Annotated in this window: 15 protein-coding genes and 1 pseudogene; 3 read left to right on the forward strand and 13 right to left on the reverse strand. The window is 68.7% G+C overall.

The genetic code is table 11. The features are described from left to right. Positions 1–184 precede the first annotated feature (184 nt). The 3 genes and pseudogenes from ACZ5TL_RS22355 to ACZ5TL_RS22365 all read right to left on the reverse strand — a co-directional run bounded on the left by ACZ5TL_RS22355 (position 185) and on the right by ACZ5TL_RS22365 (position 5,070). Complete coding sequence (locus ACZ5TL_RS22355; RefSeq protein WP_468591867.1) at positions 185–595, reverse strand: VOC family protein; 411 nt, start codon at positions 593–595, stop codon at positions 185–187. 171 nt (positions 596–766) lie between these two features. After that, positions 767–4,309 carry an nSTAND1 domain-containing NTPase gene (locus ACZ5TL_RS22360; protein ID WP_468591869.1) on the reverse strand — a complete coding sequence of 1,181 codons (3,543 nt, stop codon included), beginning with the start codon at positions 4,307–4,309 and terminating at the stop codon, positions 767–769. A gap of 280 nt (positions 4,310–4,589) precedes the next feature. After that, positions 4,590–5,070, reverse strand: a pseudogene (locus ACZ5TL_RS22365) (ATP-binding protein). 147 nt (positions 5,071–5,217) lie between these two features. Here ACZ5TL_RS22365 and ACZ5TL_RS22370 point away from each other — a divergent pair. Both ACZ5TL_RS22370 and ACZ5TL_RS22375 read left to right on the forward strand, forming a co-directional pair. Then, positions 5,218–6,093, forward strand: coding sequence for a helix-turn-helix domain-containing protein (locus tag ACZ5TL_RS22370; protein ID WP_468591871.1), 876 nt, complete (start codon positions 5,218–5,220; stop codon positions 6,091–6,093). Next, positions 6,090–6,299, forward strand: a complete 210-nt coding sequence (locus ACZ5TL_RS22375; protein ID WP_468591872.1) for a DUF397 domain-containing protein — start codon at positions 6,090–6,092, stop codon at positions 6,297–6,299. Before ACZ5TL_RS22370 ends, ACZ5TL_RS22375 begins: the two co-directional genes overlap by 4 nt. Before the next feature lie 4 nt (positions 6,300–6,303). On the opposite strand, the gene ACZ5TL_RS22380 is transcribed toward ACZ5TL_RS22375, so the two are convergent. Both ACZ5TL_RS22380 and ACZ5TL_RS22385 read right to left on the reverse strand, forming a co-directional pair. Further along, positions 6,304–6,447 (reverse strand): hypothetical protein, encoded by a 144-nt coding sequence (locus ACZ5TL_RS22380; protein ID WP_468591873.1) that lies wholly within the window; start codon positions 6,445–6,447, stop codon positions 6,304–6,306. 100 nt (positions 6,448–6,547) lie between these two features. Beyond that, complete coding sequence (locus tag ACZ5TL_RS22385) at positions 6,548–6,742, reverse strand: hypothetical protein (RefSeq protein ID WP_003992731.1); 195 nt, start codon at positions 6,740–6,742, stop codon at positions 6,548–6,550. 178 nt (positions 6,743–6,920) lie between these two features. Here ACZ5TL_RS22385 and ACZ5TL_RS22390 point away from each other — a divergent pair, with 178 nt between their 5' ends. Then, a complete protein-coding gene (locus ACZ5TL_RS22390; RefSeq protein ID WP_468591874.1) occupies positions 6,921–9,044 on the forward strand; it encodes a prolyl oligopeptidase family serine peptidase in 2,124 nt (707 codons plus the stop codon). 233 nt (positions 9,045–9,277) lie between these two features. On the opposite strand, the gene ACZ5TL_RS22395 is transcribed toward ACZ5TL_RS22390, so the two are convergent. The 8 genes from ACZ5TL_RS22395 to ACZ5TL_RS22430 all read right to left on the reverse strand — a co-directional run bounded on the left by ACZ5TL_RS22395 (position 9,278) and on the right by ACZ5TL_RS22430 (position 20,801). Further along, positions 9,278–10,426 carry an ABC transporter ATP-binding protein gene (locus ACZ5TL_RS22395; protein WP_468591876.1) on the reverse strand — a complete coding sequence of 383 codons (1,149 nt, stop codon included), beginning with the start codon at positions 10,424–10,426 and terminating at the stop codon, positions 9,278–9,280. Continuing rightward, complete coding sequence (locus tag ACZ5TL_RS22400; RefSeq protein ID WP_468591877.1) at positions 10,419–11,477, reverse strand: ABC transporter ATP-binding protein; 1,059 nt, start codon at positions 11,475–11,477, stop codon at positions 10,419–10,421. The genes ACZ5TL_RS22395 and ACZ5TL_RS22400 overlap by 8 nt, the downstream gene beginning before the upstream one ends. Positions 11,478–11,488: 11 nt before the next feature. Next, the gene (locus tag ACZ5TL_RS22405; protein ID WP_468591879.1) at positions 11,489–12,451 is read right to left on the reverse strand and encodes an ABC transporter permease; all 963 of its coding nucleotides are present in this window, start codon (positions 12,449–12,451) and stop codon (positions 11,489–11,491) included. After that, the gene (locus ACZ5TL_RS22410) at positions 12,444–13,373 is read right to left on the reverse strand and encodes an ABC transporter permease (protein ID WP_468591881.1); all 930 of its coding nucleotides are present in this window, start codon (positions 13,371–13,373) and stop codon (positions 12,444–12,446) included. The genes ACZ5TL_RS22405 and ACZ5TL_RS22410 overlap by 8 nt, the downstream gene beginning before the upstream one ends. 131 nt (positions 13,374–13,504) lie before the next feature. Continuing rightward, the gene (locus ACZ5TL_RS22415) at positions 13,505–15,118 is read right to left on the reverse strand and encodes a peptide ABC transporter substrate-binding protein (protein WP_468591882.1); all 1,614 of its coding nucleotides are present in this window, start codon (positions 15,116–15,118) and stop codon (positions 13,505–13,507) included. A gap of 620 nt (positions 15,119–15,738) precedes the next feature. Continuing rightward, on the reverse strand, positions 15,739–17,646 hold the full coding sequence (typA, locus tag ACZ5TL_RS22420) for a translational GTPase TypA (protein ID WP_468591883.1): 1,908 nt from the start codon (positions 17,644–17,646) through the stop codon (positions 15,739–15,741). A 221-nt stretch (positions 17,647–17,867) separates the two neighbouring features. Next, the gene (locus ACZ5TL_RS22425; RefSeq protein ID WP_468591885.1) at positions 17,868–18,497 is read right to left on the reverse strand and encodes a hypothetical protein; all 630 of its coding nucleotides are present in this window, start codon (positions 18,495–18,497) and stop codon (positions 17,868–17,870) included. Positions 18,498–18,608: 111 nt separating this feature from the next. Further along, positions 18,609–20,801, reverse strand: coding sequence for an ABC transporter family substrate-binding protein (locus ACZ5TL_RS22430; protein WP_468591887.1), 2,193 nt, complete (start codon positions 20,799–20,801; stop codon positions 18,609–18,611). Positions 20,802–20,839: the final 38 nt, after the last annotated feature.

Consider the following 20,839-nt stretch of genomic DNA (forward strand, 5'->3'; position numbering starts at 1 on the left):
CGAACTGCCCCCAGCTTCAACCAGGTTGCTGCGACAACCCGGCGGTGAAGGTCTCTCACCTCACTCGATTCCATGGCGCCTCGTGGCGCACCCACGCGATACGACAAGCTTGCCGTCCGCTACGAGGCGACCGTCCCCGTCGCGGCCATCAACAGGTGGCTGTGGCCAGCAAGTTTGTGAGCGTCTACGAGTTGGACCAGGCACGGGTGGACAGCACGAGCAGATAGCCGTCTGGGTCCTGGAGAGTCACACCCCAGGTGTCCCAATACGGATTATGAGCTGGCACTCGTTTCCCGCCGTGCCGCTCGAGCTGTTCCACTAGAGAGTCGGCCACTGGCTCGCCGAGGTAGATGACCAGTAGGTCTTCGAGGGTCGGCCGCGGCTCCAAGGGAGCGGCGGGATCGTGAACGAGTTCCAGATGCCAGCCGGCATGGGGCCAGCCGACCATGAGAAGCGAACTCCGGCCTGGGGTGCCGTCCGCCGCATGCTGGTACAGGACGTCGAGGCCGAGGCCCGAGACCCAGAAGTGTTCTGCTGCTCGGAGGTCGCGTGAGGGCCGAGCTATGCGGATGTGAGCTGCGGCGTCAGCCGGCATTGTTGTACCTCGTGATTGGGGCAGGCCTGTGAAAACCAGTGGCTGTGTCCGTGGGCTTGGATGGCAGCGAGCTTAGAGATCAAGTGACCGTGTGCCATCGGGCGCTGGTCCTAGTCCTGGTTGCCGAGGACCTCAACGGCCCTGACCAGTACTTTCGATACACGGCTCAGGTCACACGGGGTCGAGCGGCAGTAGATGCTGCCGCCGTTCCTCGTGGGTGAGGGTACGGAAGACCCTCCCCCGGGCAGTGGCCTCCAGCAGGTCGTAGTCGGGCTCCGCTCTCCACACCCGCGCCGTCCCGTCGGCCGATCCCGTGAGCAGCCGTGTGCCGTCCGGGGACCAGGCCACGGAGAGCACCTTGTCCTGGTGCACACCCACGACGGCGACCTCTTCGAGAGTCGTGGCGGACCAGACCCGTACGGTGCGGTCGTCGCCGCCCGTGGCGATGTGCAGGCCGTCGGGCGACCAGGCGACGGCGCGAAGCCGCCCCTCGTGCCCCTTGAGCACCTCGATACGTCGCCCGGTGACGACGTCCCACACAGCTGCGGTCCAGTCGCCGGAAGCGGTGGCGATCCTCGTCTCGTCCGGAGACCAGGCCGCGTCCTCCACGTAGTTCTCGTGGCCGCGCAGCACGGTGAACTGCCGCCCCTCCCCGATGTCCCACAGTCGACACGTACGGTCGTCGGAGCAGCTGGCGAGCAGCCGACCGCTCGGCGACCAGGCCACGCGCCCCACCCAGTCCTGATGTTCCGTGAGTTTCAGCAGCTCGGTCCCGTCCGGCGCGGACCGGACGCGCACGGCACCGTCGTGACCACCGGTGGCGATCCGGCCGCCGTTCGGAGACCATGCGCACCCCTCGATGACCTCGCCGTTTCGCTCGAACAGTGTGCTGCCGCGCCCGTCGATGATCCGAAACAGTCCGTCGTTCGTACTGAACGCGAGTCGTTCCCCCTGGGGAGCCCAGGCGACGGACCAGACCCGGTCCTCGCACTCGATCACCGGTCCGGCTGGAGCGCCGGTCACCGCGTCCCACACCCGTACGGTGCCGTCGTCCGAGGCCGTGGCGAAACGGTCGCCATCGCTGGGCCACGCGGCACGGTTCACCGGGCCTTGGTGTCCATCGGCCAGTACGACCTCGGCGCCACGCGGGCGCAGGTCCCACACCATGCCAGTGCCGTCGGTGGAGCTGGTGGCGAGCATGGTTCCGCAGGGCGACCAGGTGACGCCCCACACGGTGTCCGCGTGGCCCCGCAGCACGGCCAGGACCTTGGCGTCCTCGGTGTCGACGATGCGCACGGTGCGGTCCGAGGAAGCGCTGGCCAGCATCCGACCGTCCGGCGACCAGGCCAGGTTCCACACGTAGTCGGTGTGTCCTCGCAGCAACAGGCGCAGGTCGCCTGTCATGGCATTCCAGATGCGGGCGGTGTGGTCCCCGGAGCCGGTCGCGATGTGCCGTCCGTCGGGTGACCAGGTGATGCCCTCGACGAAGTCCGAGTGTCCGGTGAGCGTGGTGGCCGCCGTCCCGGTCGTCAGGTCCCACACGATCGCGGTCTGATCGTGGGAGGCGGAGGCGAGGCGATCACCACCCGGCGCCCAGGCCACACCCCACACGTCCTCGCTGTGCCCGTGTAGTTCGTGCACGATCCGACCGCTGTCAGCCTCCCAGACCCGGACGATCCGGTCCTTGGAGCTCGCCGCTACGAGTCGGCCATCCGGCGACCAGGCGACCTGTCTGCTGAGGTCCCCAGCTCCGGTGAGCAGACGGACCGGATCTCCCGAGGCGGCATCCCAGATCCGTACGACTCGGTCACGGCCGGCGGTTGCCACCCGCGTCGAGTCCGGCGACCAGGCAACGGACTCGACCATGACGCCGTCGCACGGCAGCACCAGCCGGGTGCGTCCGGACGGTGCGTCGTGAACGCGGGCTGTGCCGTCCCTGGACGCCGTGGCCAGCATGCGCCCGTCGGGGGACCAGGCGATGTGCCGGACTGTGTCGGTGTGTCCGTCGAGCCGGACACGAACGTGACTTGCCGCCAGTGCCGCCATCAGCCCGCGTCTGGCCGAGGGCGTGGGTGTGCACTCGCCGAGCGCGGCGAGCGACAGCAGCAGGGAACGCTCCGGTTCGCCCTCCGCGCTCAGGAGGACCTGCCGACCGATGCTGTCGGAGACGCGGCTGAGGAAGGTCAGGTCGCGGCGCTGCGAGGACTCTACGAGTGCGCGGGCGGGTGGGGACGCCTGCCCGGATTCCTCCAGCGCCTCCAGCCAGCGCCGGGCCGCGCTGAGGCGTTCCCCGGTGAGCAGGTAGTCGTCGCTGCGTCCGGCCCGCTCCCAGTCGGCCGCCCACCGCTCCAGTTCGGCGCGCTCGCGAAGCCGTTCGGCACGCGCCTCGACCTCCTGCCGCAACGGGGCCCACTGGCGGAACAGGGCCTCGTGCGTCACCTGTGCGTAGGGCTCACTGGTGGTTGTGGAACCGCCTCCCGTGACGTCGGTGCGCAGCAGCCGTGCCTCAACGAAGGCGTCGACGACATGGCGGTCCTGTCCGTCGAGTTCGGGCAGCGGTACATGGCGGCGAGCCACCTCCTGCCCCTCGACAGTGACGAACCGGAGCAGAACCCGGAGCACGGCGTCGATGCCCACGCCTGCACCGAGCCCGGTCACGGTGTTGTCTGCCTGTCGCGCCAGCGCGCCAGGCACTCCGCCGAGCCGCCGGTACAGCTCCTCGGTCACCGTCCCGCCAGCGCCGGAGGCGAAGTACAGCTCTTGGAGGAGATAGGCGAGCAGCGGCAGTGCGTCGTCCGTCCCGGTCTCGCTCACGATGGAGTCGACGACTCCGGCCTCGAAGCCGAGCCCGACGAGGGCCCCCGGCCGCTCCACGACTTCGACGAGCTGCGTTCTGCCCAATGCACCTATGACGACGGGGTGTTGGAAGAGTTCCGCCTGTCCGGTGCCGAGAAGCCTGCCGAGCAGATCAACCCGGAGCGTGGCCAGCACGCGGACCGCCGGATCCCGTTCCACACAGGTCCGCAACGCTTCGAGGAACTGGACGCGTTCACGCTCCCCCGCCAGGGTGACGACCTCTTCGAACTGGTCGACCACGAGGAGCACCCGTCGGAACCGGCCACCACGCAGCCGCGACAGTTCGGCTCGGAGCGCGTCCGGCCCTTGACGCAGCCTGCGCAGTACGGCACTCGCCGGTTCCGTCCCCTCGGCGACGGCCGCCAACGCACCCGCGAGGGCGCCCAGCGGGCTGGGTCCGGGAGCGAAGGCCGGTACAACGGTCCAGCGGCGCTCCCGAAGCCGAGGCATCACCCCTGCCCTGACCAGCGAGGACTTTCCGCTTCCGGACGCCCCGACCAGCAACAGGAACCGGTCAGCGGGGTGCGTCGCGGTGGCGTGCAGCCTGCGCGTCAGTTCGGCAGCCTGTGCTTCCCTGCCGAAATAGACGGGCGCCTCGTCCTCGTCGAAGGCGTCGAGGCCCGGGTACGGAACCCGGTCACGCGGCCACTCGACCCGAGGCGGTGCGGGGTTCTCCAGCCGGTAGACAACGACCTGCCCGACCACGAGTGCCACGATCAGCACTCCGATGGCCGGAACGGAAAACCGCTGAATCGCCGCCATCGCCCAAGGGACATCGTCGGTACTGGTCGCGTAGTTGGTAGCGATCCCGAGCAAGCAGGCGACCAGCGCCAGCATGATCTGAAGCGCGACCTGCATACGGTTCCTCATCGGACACCGCTCACGACCGCGCCGCCACCCGCCAGCACCCGCTCAGCCTCCGATCCCACCGACCTCAAAACGCCGGCACCGTGTCATTCGCCCCGGACCCCGTGGATCCGTGAGGCAGGGCGCTCATGACCATCTTCTGGGGCTTCTCAGGCGCGTTCAACGGTACGTATGCGTTTCAGCCATGCGGAGTCACGGCTCTTCCGCCCCGGCGGGGATCGGTGGGGGTGTGCGCTGCGGGCGGTAGGGGTGGGGTAGGTGAGCTTCCTTCTCACCGTCGTAGCACGGAGCACGGGCAGGCGGGTTCCGGTGGCGGACCGACTTCGCACTCGGCCCGCACCGTCTTACGCGGGGACGGCCCGAGGGCCGTGCCCCAGCGGTCTGCGAGCGCGTCGACGAGGACGAGGCCTCGGCCGGCCTCGGCATGCGGGGTGGGTGGGTTGTTGCAACCGCGGGAGGCGGTCACCCCGAGTGTCGGTGACCTCAATGCGCAGGGTGTCGCCGCCGACGTAGAGGGTGAGCCTGAAGTCCCGGCCGGGTACACGGCTGTGCGCGGCGGCGTTGGCGGCGAGCTCGGCCACGATGTGCGCCGCCGGGTCCAAGGGGAGGCCCCAGGAGCGGAGCTGCTCGGTGGCGAGCAGTCGGGCGAGGCGGGCTCCGCGGGGCGTGGGTGACAACTGAACGCTGAAATTGCGGATCGGTGTGTCGAGTTGAACCTCGGGGATGGCGGTTTCTTGATTCGCGTCACTCAGCGTGGCGGAGTGCGCTTACCGTGAACAGTGACGACGCCGTTGCGTACGGTGACTGTCCGGGGCTTGTCCGGTGATGTCCGGGCCTGTCGGGACGGGCCGGACGCGTACGAGGCGGGTCGGTAAGGCCGTACGACGGAGGGGCACGGTATGTCGGTGGACGGTGAGGTCAGGCGACTCAAGACCGAGGCGGACGAACCGGGTTGGGAGGTGGACCCGGACGACGAATGGGGACTGGCGGTCATCGCAACCGTTGGGCGGCAGCTGAAGCTCCGGCGGGAGGCCGTGGGGATGCGGGCTGCCGAGTTCGGGGAGGCGGTGGGGTACGGCGAAGACATGGTGTACAAGATCGACGCGGGTAAGCGGATCCCACGCCCCGAGTACCTGGACATGGCCGACGAGGTGTTGGGCGCTGGTGGGTTGCTCTCGGCGATGAAGGAGGACGTGAAGAAGGTCCGGTACCCGAAGAAGGTGCGGGATCTGGCGGAGATGGAGGCGAAGGCCGTAGAGCTGCTCTCGTACGGCAATCACAACCTGCACGGCTTGCTCCAGACAAAGGAGTACGCGTGGGCCTTGCTAAGAACACGGCGGCCGGTGAACCCGGAAGACCAGTTGGAGCAGGCACTGGCGGCACGCATGGCCCGAAAGGCGATCTACGATCGTGCACCAGCCCCTGAGCTCAGCTTCGTCCTGGAAGAGACGACACTCAGGCGCCCCGTCGGAGGCAAGATGGTGTGGCGCAGTCAGCTCGAACACCTCCTGGAAGTCGGGAAGTTGCCAAACGTGGAGATTCAGGTGATGCCGACGGACCGCTGGGATCATCCTGGGACCGGAGGCCGCATCCAGGTGCTGAAGTTCGAGGATGGTACGGCGGTTGGGCGCATGGACGACGAGTTCAATGGCCGCCCCGTCCATGATCCGAGGCAGGTCAGGATCCTTGAACTGCGCTATGGCATCATCCGGGCCGAGGCTCTGACCGCACGGGAGTCACTGGCCTTCATCGAGCAACTGGTGGGAGAAAGATGATCCGCAAGGCCTCTGCCGAAGACGTATCCGCGCTGGTGTGGTTCAAGAGCAGCTACAGCGACAGCAGCAACCCGAGCGACTGTGTCGAGGTCGCCAACACCCCCAGCACCATCCACGTCCGCGACTCCAAGCACACGGTCGGCCCCCGCCTCCAGCTCTCACCGGTGGCCTGGGCCGACTTCGTGACGTACGCGTCCAAGGGCTGAACGGCTACTCGACCTCGACCTCTGGTACGTCCACGTCGCCGCCCTGGGAGCGGGCGATGGCCGTGAACTCGTCAGGGCGGACTGGAGGTCGCGGGGCGATCTGCTCGGTGATCACCTCGGTCCGGCGCGCCCGGCCCGCAAGGCTCAAGGAACCCGAGCCGGGAATGCCGGCCACCGGGACGGACGCGGCACGGGCTCCGGCCGAAGGCCCAGGGCTTCCCTCGGGCCCCGGCCGGGAGGCGCGGCGGTCAGAACTTGATGCTGCCGATCATGCCCGCGATGTTCGTCGTCAGCTCGCTGATCGTGGGAGCGACGGTCGAGGAGGCGAGGTAGAAGCCGAGCAACATGCAGACGATCGCATGCCCCGCCTTCAGTCCCGACTTCTTGATCAACAAGAAGACGATGATCGCCAGCAGCACCACCGCCGAAATCGAGAGTGCCACGGCGGTTCACCTCCAAAGATCCACGAGGGCGCGGGGGGGTCGGACTATGGGGGCAGTAAATCCGTACAGCAGCCAGCAGGTTCATACCCACTATGCGACATTGATCATAACTATCCCTCCGTGCGCATCGATCGGCGCACGGCCGCACAAGGGGGCGCATGGCCAATATGGTCAGGGCATGACGACCGAGCCTGACTCCTTCCCCCGACGGCACGCCCGTACCCAGCGCTTCACCCTCGGCGCGCCGCGTTCGTTCACTGTGGCGCCCGACGGTTCGCGTGTCGTGTTCCTGCGCTCCAGTTCCGGTACGGACCGGGCGAGTTCGCTGTGGGTCCTCGACACACAGGAAGGCGGAGAGCGCGTGGCCGCCGACCCGCGCGCCCTGCTGGGCGGTGCCTCGGAGAACCTCTCGCCCGAGGAGCGGGCGCGGCGGGAACGCAGCCGTGAGGGCGGCGCCGGCATCGTCGGGTACGCCACCGACTCGGCCGTCGAGGTGGCCTCTTTCGCCTTGTCAGGACGGCTTTTCGCGGCCGAGCTGCGGGCTGGGACGGCGCGTGAACTGCCCACGCCGAAGCCGGTGATCGACCCGCGCCCGTCGCCCGACGGGCGGTTCGTCGCCTACGCCGCGCAGGGTGCCCTGCGCGTGGTGGGCGCGGAGGGGGCGGGCGACCGGGCGCTCGCCGAGCCGGAGTCGGAGAATGTCTCATTTGGACTCGCCGAGTTCATCGCGGCCGAGGAGATGGGACGTTCACGGGGTTTCTGGTGGGCTCCGGAGTCGGACCGGCTGCTCGTGGCGCGGGTGGACGACACGCCGGTGCAGCGGTGGTGGATCTCGGACCCGGCGCATCCGGAGCGGGAGCCGCAGCGGGTGGCGTACCCGGCGGCGGGCACCCAGAACGCGGACGTGCGGCTGTTCGTGATCGACCTGGACGGCACGCGCACGGAGGTCGCCTGGGACCGGGCGCGGTACCCGTATCTGGCGCATGTCCACTGGTCAGCGGCGGGTGCGCCGTTGCTGCTCGTACAGGCGCGCGACCAGCGCAGCCAGCTGATCCTGGCCGTGGATCCGGAGTCGGGCGCGACGCGGATGGTGCACGCCGACGAAGATCGAACATGGCTGGAACTTTTCGCCGGGGTGCCGTGCTGGAGCCCGTCCGGGCAGCTGGTCCGGATCGCGGACGAGGGCGGTGCGCGGGTGCTTGCGGTCGGGGAGCGGCCGCTCACGGGAGCGCAGTTGCACGTCCGGGCCGTGCTCGACGTCTCCGACGCGGACGTGCTGGTCTCGGCGTCGGCTGGCGAGGAGGCCGGTGCGGCGGAGACGGGCCAGGTGCATGTGTACCGGGTGAACGAGCTGGGCGTGGAGCGGGTGTCGCAGGAGCCGGGCGTGCACGCGGCGGTGCGGGCCGGGGCGGTGACGGTCCTGGTGTCGGCCGCGCTGGATCGGCCAGGTTCGCGGGTGCGGATCCTGCGCGACGGAAAAGCGACCGTGACTGTCCGCTCGTACGCCGAAGATCCCGGTATGTCCCCCCGCGTGACGCTCACCGAGGGGGGCGCACGCCGAATCCCGTGCGCCGTGCTTATGCCACGGGACTACGACGGTGACACCCCCCTGCCGGTGCTCATGGACCCGTACGGTGGCCCGCACGGCCAGCGGGTGGCCGCCGCGCACAACGCGCACCTCACCTCGCAGTGGTTCGCGGACCAGGGTTTCGCGGTGGTGGTCGCGGACGGCCGGGGCACACCGCACCGCTCCCCCGCCTGGGAGAAGGCGGTCCACCACGACTTCACGCTGTCGCTGGACGACCAGGTGGAGGCGCTGGAGGACCTCGCGCGGCGGTACCCACTGGACCTTTCCCGGGTGGCGATCCGCGGCTGGTCCTACGGCGGCTGGCTGGCGGGGCTGGCGGTACTGCGCCGCCCGGACGTCTTCCACGCGGGCATCGCGGGCGCGCCGGTGACGGACTGGTCCCTGTACGACACCCACTACACGGAGCGCTACCTCGGCACTCCGGCGGAGCACCCGGAGTCGTACGCGAAGAGCTCCCTCGTCACCGCCGGGGACCTGTCCTCCCCCGCCGGGCCGCACCGCCCCCTGATGATCGTGCACGGCCTGGCCGACGACAACGTCGTGGTCGCGCACGCCCTGCGCCTCTCCTCGGCCCTCCTGGCCGCCGGCCGCCCCCACGAGGTGCTGCCCCTGTCGGGCGTCACGCACATGACCCCGCAGGAGCAGGTCGCGGAGAACCTGCTGCTGCTCCAGGTGGACTTCCTGAAGCGCTCCCTGGGCCTCACCGGCACCTGAGGACACGGCAACGGGCCGGGGCTACATGGCGCGCCCCGGCCCGCTTACGGCACCCGCACGGCCGTACGCTGCTCAGCCTGACGCGTCCGTATATCGGAATCGGGTCGGCGAAGTTGCCTGCGTGTTAACGCAGTTGGTGGGGATTTGCGGGGATATGCGGATGCAGTACGCCGAAACCCTCGAACGCCAAATCCCGGCACCCCTGGGGGATGCCGGGAATCGGGGCCGTGCGGTCAGGCCGCGTGGACCACGTCCTTCTCCTCGGCGAAGTGGCAGGCCGACTCGTGCGCCGCCAGGGTGTCCTCGCCCTGGAAGCGCTCGGGGACCGCCAGGAGCGGGACCTCCTCGGCGCACTTGTCCTCGGCCTTCCAGCAGCGGGTGCGGAAGCGGCAGCCCGAGGGCGGGTTGGCCGGGGACGGGACGTCGCCGGTGAGGATGATCCGCTCCCGGCCCTCGCGGGACTCCGGGTCGGGGACCGGGACGGCCGACAGCAGCGCCTGGGTGTAGGGGTGCGTCGGGTGGTCGTAGATCTCCGCGTCCGTGCCGATCTCGGCCATCTTGCCCAGGTACATCACGCCCACCCGGTCCGAGATGTGCCGGACGATCGACAGGTCGTGCGCGATGAAGAGGTAGGAGAGGTTGAACTCGTCCTGGAGCTTCTCCATCAGGTTGATGACCTGCGCCTGGACAGAAACGTCCAGGGCCGAGACCGGCTCGTCGCAGATGATGATCTCGGGGTTGAGCGCGAGGCCGCGGGCGATGCCGATGCGCTGGCGCTGACCGCCGGAGAACTGGTGCGGATAGCGGTTGATGTACTCCGGGTTGAGGCCGACCACGTCCAGGAGTTCCTGCACCTTGCGGCGCCGGTCACCCTTCGGGGCCACCTCGGGGTGGATGTCGAACGGCTCCCCGATGATGTCGCCCACCGTCATACGGGGGTTGAGCGAGGTGTACGGGTCCTGGAACACCATCTGGATGTTCCGCCGAACCGTCTTCAGCGCGCGGCCGGACAGCTTGGTGATGTCCTGGCCCTTGTAGAAGACCTCGCCCGCGGTCGCCTTCTCCAGCAGCATCAGCAGCTTGGCGACCGTGGACTTGCCACAGCCGGACTCGCCCACGATGCCGAGCGTCTCGCCCTGGTAGAGGTCGAAGGAGATGCCGTCGACGGCCTTGACCGCCCCGACCTGCCTCTTGAAGAGGATGCCCTGGGTGAGCGGGAAGTGCTTCACCAGGTTGCGCACCTGCAGGATCGGCTCGCCCCGCTCGGCCGGCGCCTCGATCGCGGCGACCGCCTCCGACTCGGAGTGGGCGTCGACGACGTCGACCTCGGAGACGTTCGGCGTGGCGTCCTGCGGCTCGTCGGTCTTGCTGAGCTCAGCCATGGATCGTCTCCTTCCAGAAGTGGCAGGCCGAGCCGCGGCCGGCCAGTTCGGTACCGTCCCGCTCGGCGACCGGGTTCAGGGCCGGGACGTCGGTACGGCAGACGTCCCGCGCCTGCGGGCACCGCGGGTTGAAGGCGCAGCCGGACGGGATACGCGTCAGGTTGGGCGGCAGGCCCTTGATCGCGTACAGCTCCTGGCCCTTCTGGTCCAGGCGCGGGATCGAGTCCAGCAGGCCCTTGGTGTACGGGTGCGCGGGGCGCTTGTACAGCTCGTGGACCGGGGCGCGCTCGACGATGCGTCCCGCGTACATCACGGCGATCTTGTCCGCGACGTCGGCGACCACGCCGAGGTCGTGGGTGATCAGGATGAGTCCCATGTTGTACTCGCGCTGCAACTCCGCGAGCAGGTCCATGACCTGGGCCTGGACGGTCACGTCGAGGGCCGTGGTGGGCTCGTCGGCGATGATCAGGTCCGGCTCCAGGGCGAGCGCCATCGCGATCATGATGCGCTGGCGCATACCGCCGGAGAACTGGTGCGGGTAGTCGTTGACCCGGGCCGCGGCGGCCGGGATCTTCACCCGGTCCATCAGCTCGATCGCCTTGGCCTTGGCGTCCTTCTTGGACATGCCCTGGTGCACGCGGAACATCTCGCCGAGCTGGTAGCCGACGGAGAGCACCGGGTTCAGCGAGGACAGCGCGTCCTGGAAGATCATCGCGATCTTGTTGCCGCGGATCTTCCGGCGCTCCTCGTTGGACATCGTCAGCATGTCCTGGCCGCGGAAGAGGATCTCCCCCTTGGAGATGCGGCCGGGCGGCATGTCGAGGATGCCCATGATCGCCTGCGCGGTGACGGACTTGCCGGAGCCGGACTCGCCGAGCACGGCGAGCGTCTCGCCCGCGGCGACGGAGTAGGAGACGCCGTTGACGGCCTTGGCGACACCGTCGCGGGTGTGGAACTCCACGTGCAGGTCGCGGACTTCGAGCAGCGGGCGGCCCGTGTCCGCCGAGCCGTCCGGCGCGGGACTCCCGGCCGTTTCATCGATGATGGTCACGTACGCCTCCCTCAGCGCATCTTGGGGTCGAGGGCGTTGCGTACCGCATCGCCGAACATCAGGAACGAGAGCACCGTGATCGAGACCATCACCGAGGGGATGATCAGGGTGTGGGGGGCGATACGGAGCTGCTCACGTCCTCGTGCCACGTCGCCGCCCCAGGATACCGCCGAGTCACCGAGACCCACGCCCAGGAAGGACAGGGTGGCTTCGGCGGCGATGTAGCCGCCGAGCGCGATGGTCGCCACGACGATGATGGGCGCGAGCGCGTTGGGCAGGATGTGCCGGAACAGGATCCGGGACGTCGAGGCGCCGAGTGCCTTGGCGGCCACCACGTAGTCCGACTGCTTGATGGTTATCACGGCACCGCGGGCGACACGGGCGATCTGGGTCCAGCCGAGGAAGGCCAGGGCCATGATGACGACCCAGACGGTGCGGTCGTCGAAGGAGTTGAGGACCACCAGGGCGCCGAGCAGGAACGGGATGCCGAGGAAGATGTCGGTCATCCGCGAGAGCAGGGTGTCGGTCCAGCCGCCGAAGTAGCCGGCGATCATGCCGATGACCGTACCGAGGACGGTGACGGCGACGGTGACGCCCACACCGACGGTGATCGAGGCGCGGGCACCGTGGACGACCCGGGCGTAGATCGAACGGCCCTGGACGTCGTAGCCGAGCCAGTCCGGGGCGAAGACGTGACCCCAGTTCGGCTTCCCCAGATAGTGCTTGGCCAGATCGGCGTCGCGCGGCGAGGCGCTGGTGAACAGTCCCGGCCAGATGGACATCACCAGCAGGAACACGATCAGCACGGACGACACCAGGAACAGCGGGTTGCGCCGCAGGTCGTGCCAGGCGTCGGACCACAGGCTGCGCGCCTTCTCGGGAGCCGGGCCCGCGTCGGTCACGACGACACCCGCGGTGCTCACGGTGTCACCGGGAAGGGCTTCGATCTTCTTCTCAGCGGTCTTGTCAGGCATACCGGATCCTCGGGTCCAGGACCGCGTAGAGCAGGTCGACGATCAGGCTGGCAGCGAGGTAGATGAGCACCAGCAGCGAGGCGATGCCCACGACCGTGGCGCCCTCACGCCGGGTGAGCGCCTCGTAGACCTCGATACCGACACCCCGCACATTGAAGATGCCCTCGGTCACGATGGCCCCGGTCATCAGGCTGCCGATCTCGATACCGAGGAAGGTGACCACGGGAATCAGCGAGTTGCGCATCAGGTGGACACCGATGACACGGCGGCGCGGCAGCCCCTTGGCCACGGCGGTGCGGATGTAGTCGGAGCGCAGGTTCTCCGCGATCGACGTGCGGGTCAAGCGGGCCACGTAGGCGAGGGAGAGCGACGCCAGCACGATGGCGGGAAGCGCGAGCTGGGAGAAGTCCGTCGAGTCGGTCACCGTGGGCGTGGTGACCTGCCACTTGAACGCGAGCAGGTACTGCAGCAGGAAGCCCAGCACGAAGGACGGCATCGAGACGAGGAACAGGGTCAGCGTCAGCAGTCCGCGGTCCCGCAGCGTGTCGGGACGCAGGCCGGCGATGACGCCGAGGCCGATGCCGACGAGCGTGACGAAGGTGAAGGCGAAGAGCGTCAGCCGGAGAGTCACCGGGAACGCGTCGAGGATGACGTCCTTGATGGGCTGCTGACTGGCGATCTGGGTACCGAAGTCGCCCTGGAGCAACCCGGTCATGTAGTTCACATACTGCTGCAGCAGCGGCTGATCGAGGCCGAGGTCCTTCTTGATGTTCGCGACCACCGTCGGGTCGTACGCCTGATCCCCCATCATCGCCCGGACGGGATCGCCGGGCAGGGCGTACATCATGCAGAAGATGAGCAGAGTTGACCCGATGAACACCGGGATCATCTGGAGCAGTCGTCGTGCGACATAGCGCCCCATAGGTGCCTCCGTGAGGGGTTAACGCAGGTGCGGGGGCCGTCTCCTGATGACGAGACGACCCCGCGCACCTCCCGCCGCCCCTGAATGGCGGCGGGCTTACGGCCGAGTGGGAAGAGCCCGCAAGGCTCCTCTTACTTGGTGGTGACAGCCCACACTTCGAGGTCACCGTGGAAGTCGACGTTGACGTTGTCGACGTTCTTACCGTGGCCGCCGTTGATGCGGTAGTACCAGAGCGGGATGGACGGCATGTGGTCGAGCAGCTTCTTCTCGACCTCCTGGAAGGCCTTCACCGACTCCTCGAGGGACGTGGCCTTGTCGGCCTCGTTCATCAGCTTGTCGATCTCCTTGTTGGAGAAGCGACCGTTGTTGGCCTCGGCCGTGGAGTGGTAGAGCTCCTTCATGAAGTTGGCGTTGACCGGGTAGTCGGCGACCCAGCCACCGCGGTACATGCCCTTCACCTGGTCGTTGTCACGGGCCTCGAGGTCCGTGGCGAAGTCCGGCTTCGGGTCGCCGACGCACTCGACGCCGGTGGCCTTGCGGATGGACCCGCAGACCGCGGTCACCCACTCCTTGTGCCCACCGTCGGTGTTGTACTGGACGGTGAACTTGTTACCCGGAACGCCACCGCCCTCTTCGATGAGCTGCTTGGCCTTCTCCGGGTTGTACGTGAACACGTCGGTGTCCAGGTTCTGGTAGCCCTTGACGCCAGGCGGCGTGAAGCCCTTGGCCGGCGTACGGGTGTTGTTCAGAACCGTCTTGGTGATCGTGTCACGGTCGATCGCCATCGACAGACCCTGCAGGACCTTCGGGTCGATGTCCTTGAAGGTCTTGGAGTAGAACGCCGGGGTCAGCGTCTGGAGGGCCGCGTACGGCTGCTCGATGGCGCCGTCGCCCAGGTCCTGCTTGTACTTCGGCAGGTCCGTCGGGCCGACCTGGCGGATCATGTCCAGGTTGCCGGAGACGACGTCCTTGTAGGCGGCCTCGACCGTCGTGTAGTTCTTGAACAGGACGCCCTTGTTCTTCGCCTTGTTCGGGCCCTTGTAGTCATCCCAGGCCTTGACCTGGATGAGCTTCTTGTGGTCCCACTTCTCGAAGGTGTAGGGACCGTTGCCGACCGGCTTCTGGCCGAAGGCCTTCGGGTCGTCGTAGAAGGCCTTGGGCAGCGGGGCCCACGTGCTGTAGCCCAGCTTGTAGTTGAAGTACGGCATGGTGTTCTTCAACTCGATGGTGAAGGTGTGGTCGTCCACGGCCTTCAGGCCGGACATGGTCTCGGCCTTCGGGTCACCCTTCTCCGGGTGGACATCGTCGTAGCCCTTGATGTCCTGGAACCAGAAGGAGTTCTGCTGGTTGTTCTTGATGTTGGCGTACCAGTTCCAAGCGTCGATGTACGACTTGGACGTGACCTCTTCGCCGTTGTGGAACTTCCAGCCCTTCTTGAGCTTGACCGTCCACGTCTTGGAGTCGTCAGTGGTGACCGACTCGGCGTTCGTGTAGACGATGTTGCCCTTGGCGTCGAAGTCCAGCAGCTGGGTGAACAGGGACTGGATGACGTACGAGCCCAGTTGTTCGTTGGTGTCCGCCGGGATCAGCGGCTTCTGGGGCTCGCCGACGTCGATCGAGACGTATCCCGCAGGGCCGGAGCCCTTGCTCTTCCCCTCACCATCACCGTTGCCGCCGCAGGCGGTGGCGGCCAGGGCGACGACAATCGCCCCCGCGACCCACTTGGCGCTCTTGGCACCGCGCATGGGTTCCTCCTATGAAGTCATTGGTTCACCGCAAAGGGAGCACAGACAGACCACCGCCACCGCCCGTCGCCGGTGCCGGAAATCGTCAGGTGCCCCCGCGCTCGTGAGTCGGCGCCGCCTCCAGCGAGTGACCCGTTCATCCGAGCTCTACGCGCCTAACTATCTGCCAAACGCCAGGACCGAACCACACTCTCGAGGTCTCGGTTCGATCACAGCTCTCGCCTACATCTTCCAAAATCCGGACAAAGGGTTTGGTGAGAGATCCCTGCGAAACGGACTTGTTACACATCTATCGGTGGCTACTGTCCGCATTCCGGACGCGAGAGTGAGATAAACCGCTTGCGACCGACGTGACTCCCGTGCAGGGTGCCACTGATGTCTGTCGCGCGCTCAAGAAGCTTGTGCGGCAAGGCCGTTGTGCCGTCCCCGGAGCCGGGGAGGCGCGGCGCTTCCGGAGCAGGGTAGTGGGAGCGGACCGCCCCCGACGGATGTCGCCCGTAAATCGAGGGTTTTCCCTCACCCTTTCCTTCGCTTGGCCTCCCCCTGTGACGAGGCGCACGCTCAACGAACGGCACCGGGCACCCCGCCCACGCGGGGTGCCCGGTGCCGTCGCGGGAAGGTCAGCCGTGCTTGGCGCGGCTCGCGGCGCGGGCGCGCTCGCGGGCGTCCAGGTTCACCTTGCGGATGCGCACCGCCTCCGGGGTGACCTCGACGCACTCGTCGTCGCGGCAGAACTCCAGGGACTGCTCCAGGGACAGCTTGCGCGGCGGGACGATCGACTCGGTCACGTCGGCCGTCGACGACCGCATGTTGGTGAGCTTCTTCTCCTTGGTGATGTTGACGTCCATGTCGTCGGCGCGGGAGTTCTCGCCGACGATCATGCCCTCGTACACCTCGGTGCCCGGCTCCACGAACAGCACGCCGCGCTCCTGCAGGTTGGTCATCGCGAACGCGGTGACCGCACCGGCACGGTCGGCGACCAGCGAGCCGTTGTTACGGGTCTGCAGGGTGCCGAACCAGGGCTCGAAGCCCTCGTGGATGGAGTGGCCGATGCCGGTGCCGCGGGTCTGGGTCAGGAACTCGGTCCGGAAGCCGATGAGGCCGCGCGAGGGCACGACGAACTCCATGCGGACCCAGCCGGAGCCGTGGTTGGACATGTTGTCCATGCGGCCCTTGCGGACGCCCATGAGCTGCGTGACGGCACCCATGTGCTCCTCGGGCACGTCGATCGTCATGCGCTCGACCGGCTCGTAGACCTTGCCGTCGACGTCCTTGGTGACGACCTGCGGCTTGCCGATGGTCAGCTCGAAGCCCTCGCGGCGCATCGTCTCGACCAGGATGGCCAGCGCCAGCTCACCACGGCCCTGCACCTCCCAGGCGTCCGGACGCTCGGTGTCCAGCACGCGGAGGCTGACGTTACCGATCAGCTCGCGGTCGAGGCGGTCCTTCACCTGGCGGGCGGTGACCTTGCGGTCCTTGACGGCCGCCTTGTTGTCGGCGCCCTTGCCGGTGGCGCCACGGCCGACCAGCGGGGAGGTGTTGGTGCCGATGACCATGGAGATCGCCGGCTCGTCGACGGTGATCAGCGGCAGGGCGACCGGGTTCTCCGGGTCGGCCAGGGTCTCGCCGATCATGATGTCCGGGATTCCGGCGACCGCGCAGATGTCACCGGGGCCGGCCATCTCCGCCGGCTTGCGGGTGAGCGCCTCGGTCATCATCAGCTCGGAGATGCGGACGCTGCTGACGGACCCGTCGCGCTTCATCCACGCGACCGTCTGGCCCTTGCGCAGCTCGCCCTGCTCCACGCGGAGCAGCGCGATACGGCCGAGGAAGTTGTCGGCGTCCAGGTTGGTGACGTGGGCCTGGAGCGGGGCGGCCTCGTCGTAGGTGGGCGCCGGGATGTGCTCCAGGATCGTGGAGAAGAACGGCTCCAGGCTGGTGGAGTCCGGCGGGACCGTGCCGTTGTCCGGCTTGGTCAGCGAGGCGATGCCGTCACGGCCGCAGGCGTAGACGATCGGGAACTCGATCTGCTCCTCGTCGGCGTCCAGGTCGAGGAAGAGGTCGTAGGTCTCGTTGACGACCTCGTCGATCCGGGAGTCCGGGCGGTCCGTCTTGTTGATGCACAGGATGACGGGCAGCCGCTGCTGGAGCGCCTTGCGCAGCACGAAGCGGGTCTGCGGGAGCGGGCCCTCGGAGGCGTCCACGAGCAGGACGACGCCGTCGACCATCGACAGACCGCGCTCCACCTCGCCACCGAAGTCGGCGTGGCCGGGGGTGTCGATGATGTTGATGGTGATGACGTCCCCCCCGTCCTTCGGGTGGTACTTCACCGCCGTGTTCTTGGCCAGGATCGTGATGCCCTTCTCACGCTCCAGGTCGTTCGAGTCCATCATGCGGTCGTCGACGCCTTCGAGCTGGTGCGCGGCGAAGGCGCCGGCCTGCTTCAGCATGCCGTCGACGATGGTGGTCTTGCCGTGGTCGACGTGGGCGACGATGGCGACGTTGCGGATGTCGTGGCGCGTGGCCATAAGAAGGCGTACTCCCGGAGTGTGAGGAATGCCCTGCGCGGACGTCTGCGGTGCGCGGGCCCTGCCGGGCTGAACGTGCCACGGCCTCACCCCATGGTACGGGTGCGCTGCCGCTGGGACGTGCCGGGAGGTATATAGGCAGGTGGCGAGGGTTCCACCGTTTCTCCAGGCGCCCGGTGGCCGGGGGCGGGGCCGCCGTGGCCGTTCGGGGCAGGCACGGCTCAGTCCGCTGCCCTCGCGGCCCGGGAGCCCGCCGGGCACAGTGCACCGGCCGCCGCACGGGCGCCCACGCCTTCGGGCAGCTCCTCGGAACAGGGCATGAATCCGCTGCCGGTGCCCTCCCAGGTCAGCACCTGCCCCTTGACGGGCTCGCCGTTTCCGCAGGTGTACGCGAAGTCGGCCGTGACCATCCTGATGTAGCCCCAGGAGTAGTAGTCGCCCTTGAGGTCGCCGGTCGCCGCCTCAAAGTAGTGGTCCGGCCCCGGGGGCTCCTTCTCGGACGGACCAGCGAGCGGTTCCTCGACCTTCAGGTGCCTGCCCAGGGCCGTGATCACGGCGGCCGCGCCGACGCCCCGGGGCGCGCCGGTCACCGAGGGCCGGTAGGTCTTGTCATCCACGGGCTTGAGCTTGGCCGAGTAGGAGGCGGTCCGCTTCTCGAACGTGATCGGGTCGCTCATCTCGGTCAGCTTCTCCGTCCGCCGCACGCCGGACCAGGCATAGGTGCCGTTCGTGCAGGCCGCCGCCTTGTCGGTGCCGCGCTCGTCCGAGTCCCCCGTGCAAGCCGCCGCCCCCGTCGCCAGGGTCGCGGCGACCAGCCCCGCTGTGCAGTAGCGCCGTACCGTGCCGCTCATCCGCCGACTCCCGCCCCCGCGTACGGACGCCCGGGTCCGCACCATGATCACTGTTGATCTCATGGTGCGGGCGCCGGGCGTGGGCAGCAAGGCGTTTGAGCGTTTCCAGAGCTACGGGGCGGCCGAGCCCTTCGCCGACGGTCCCGACGCGGGCTTCGCGCCCTTCTTCAGGAAGCCCATGTCCTCGTAGACCGGCGTGCCGAAGCCGAAGGCGCCGGTGTTGACCAGGTTCTTGCGGGCCGCGACCAGCTGGGGGCGCTGGAAGAGGGGGATGGAGCCGGCCGCCGCCCAGATGCGGGAGTCGGCCTTGCGGATCAGGGAACGGGACTCACCCTCGTCGAGGGTGGCGATGGCCTGGTCGAAGAGCTGGTCGACCTGGTCGGTGCCGACGCGGGTGTAGTTCTGCTCGATGTTCAGGGAGCCGTCGGCGGCCGGGACGGGCTTGGCGTAGACGGGGCGGGCGTCGGTGGCGGGGTAGGCGGTGGCGGGCCAGGAGTACAGGGCGAGGTCGTACTGGCCGGACGCGATGTGGTCCTTGAAGTAGGACTCGTCGGAGACCTTGGAGATCTCCGTGCCGATGCCGATGCGCTCCAGCATGCGCGAGATGCGGTCGGCGACCGTGCGCAGCGTCTGGGAGCCGGGCCCGGAGGGGAGCACGAAGCGGAGGGTGAGCGCCTTGCCGTTCTTGGCGAGCCGGGCGGCCTCCTGGCCCGCCGGGGCGGCGGTGCCCTTGGGGGCGTAGGCGCCGGGGGCGCCGCCCTGGGCCGGCTGCTGGTACGGCTTGCCCTCATGGGCGAGGTGGTCGGTGGGGTCCTGCCGGCCGTGCGCCTTGTTGTCCTCGCCGACGACGTACGTGCCGTCGTCGTCCGACTCCTTCTTGGAGGCGCCTGCCTTCTCGCCCTCGGCGCCTGCCGCCTTCTCCCCCTCCTTCTTCTTCTCCTGCTCCTTGACGGGGCCGCCCCGCACCCACCCGGCGTCGGCTAGCAGGGCCTGGGCCTCCTTGGTGTCCTGGCCGCCGAGGGCGCCGCTGTTGTCGGCGTAGTGGGCCTGGCCGGACAGGGCCAGGTGGCTGCCGACCGGGACGGCGGGCAGTCCGAGCGGCTCGAGGACGGCCTTGGCCAGCTCCTTTCGGTCCAGGGCGCGGGCGACGGCCCTGCGGACGCGTTCGTCGGTGAGCGGGCCCTCGGCGCCGTTCAGGGCGAGCTGGGTGTAGGCGGGCTCCAGGGACTTGCGCACCTCGAAGCCGCGCAGGGCCTGCTGCTGCCGGGCGTACCTGGCGGCCGCCTTGCGCAGCTTCTTGCGGGCGACGGTCTCCTCGTCGGCGGCGTCCTCGTCGGAGCCGTTGGCGACGGCCCAGGAGTGCAGGGCGTCCGCGGCGGACCGGTCGGCGCCGGGGCCCATCAGCGGGCTGCTGGAGCTCTGGGGGCGGGCGGCGACGGTGATGCGGCGGGCCGCGGCGGGGTCGATCTCGGCCAGGTCGAGGGTGCCGGCGGCCAGCTGGGAGGCCCGCTTGTCGCGCGGGACGGCGCGCAGCACGATCTCCGAGAGCCTGGCGGGCTCGCCCCACCAGCGCGGGTTGCGGGCGAGGGTGATCTCCTCGTCCTTGGTGTCGACCTTCTTCACCGTGAAGGGACCGGCGGTGACCTTGAGCTTCTTGCGGGCCCCGTCGTTGAAGGAGTTCGGGGTGCCCATGACGTCCTTCGGGTACAGCGGCGAGAACAGGGAGCGCCAGTCCGCGTAGGGGCGGCTGAAGGTGACCCGGACCTCAAGGGCGCTGTCCCCGCGCTCGATCTTCTGGATGCGGTCGTAGCCGGCGTTGCGGGCGGTCCAGTAGGCGGTGTCCTTGCCGGACAGGGCGCGCCACTGGGCGGCGAAGTCGGCGGCGCCGATCTCCCGGCCGTCGCTCCAGACGGCCTGCTGGTTGAGCTTGTACAGGACGACCTGCTTGGGCTCGGTCTCGACGACCTTGGCGGACTCCAGGTAGGCGGGGTTGCGCTCGGGGCGGCCGGAGGCGTTCATCCGGAACATCGACGGCAGGACGGCCTGGGCGACGCGGGTGGTGGTGGCGTCGGCGTCCGACTGGAAGGTGTTCAGCGTGTCGGGCACGGAGTCGACCGCCCAGCGCAGGGTGCCGCCGTCGGCGATCCGGTCGCGGCCCGCGGGCTGGATGTCCGGCGCCGCGAGCGGCTTGCCGGCCGGGTCCTTGGAGCCGCATCCGGCGAGCGCGGGCACCGCGAGCACGCCCGCGGTGAGGAAGGCGACCGAGCGCGTGACCGCACGCGGGCCGACGGCGTGCTGGGACATCTGTGCTACCTCCGGGAAGCCGCGGGCGTTACGATCAC

The organism is Streptomyces sp. NPDC033136 (genome assembly GCF_055578235.1).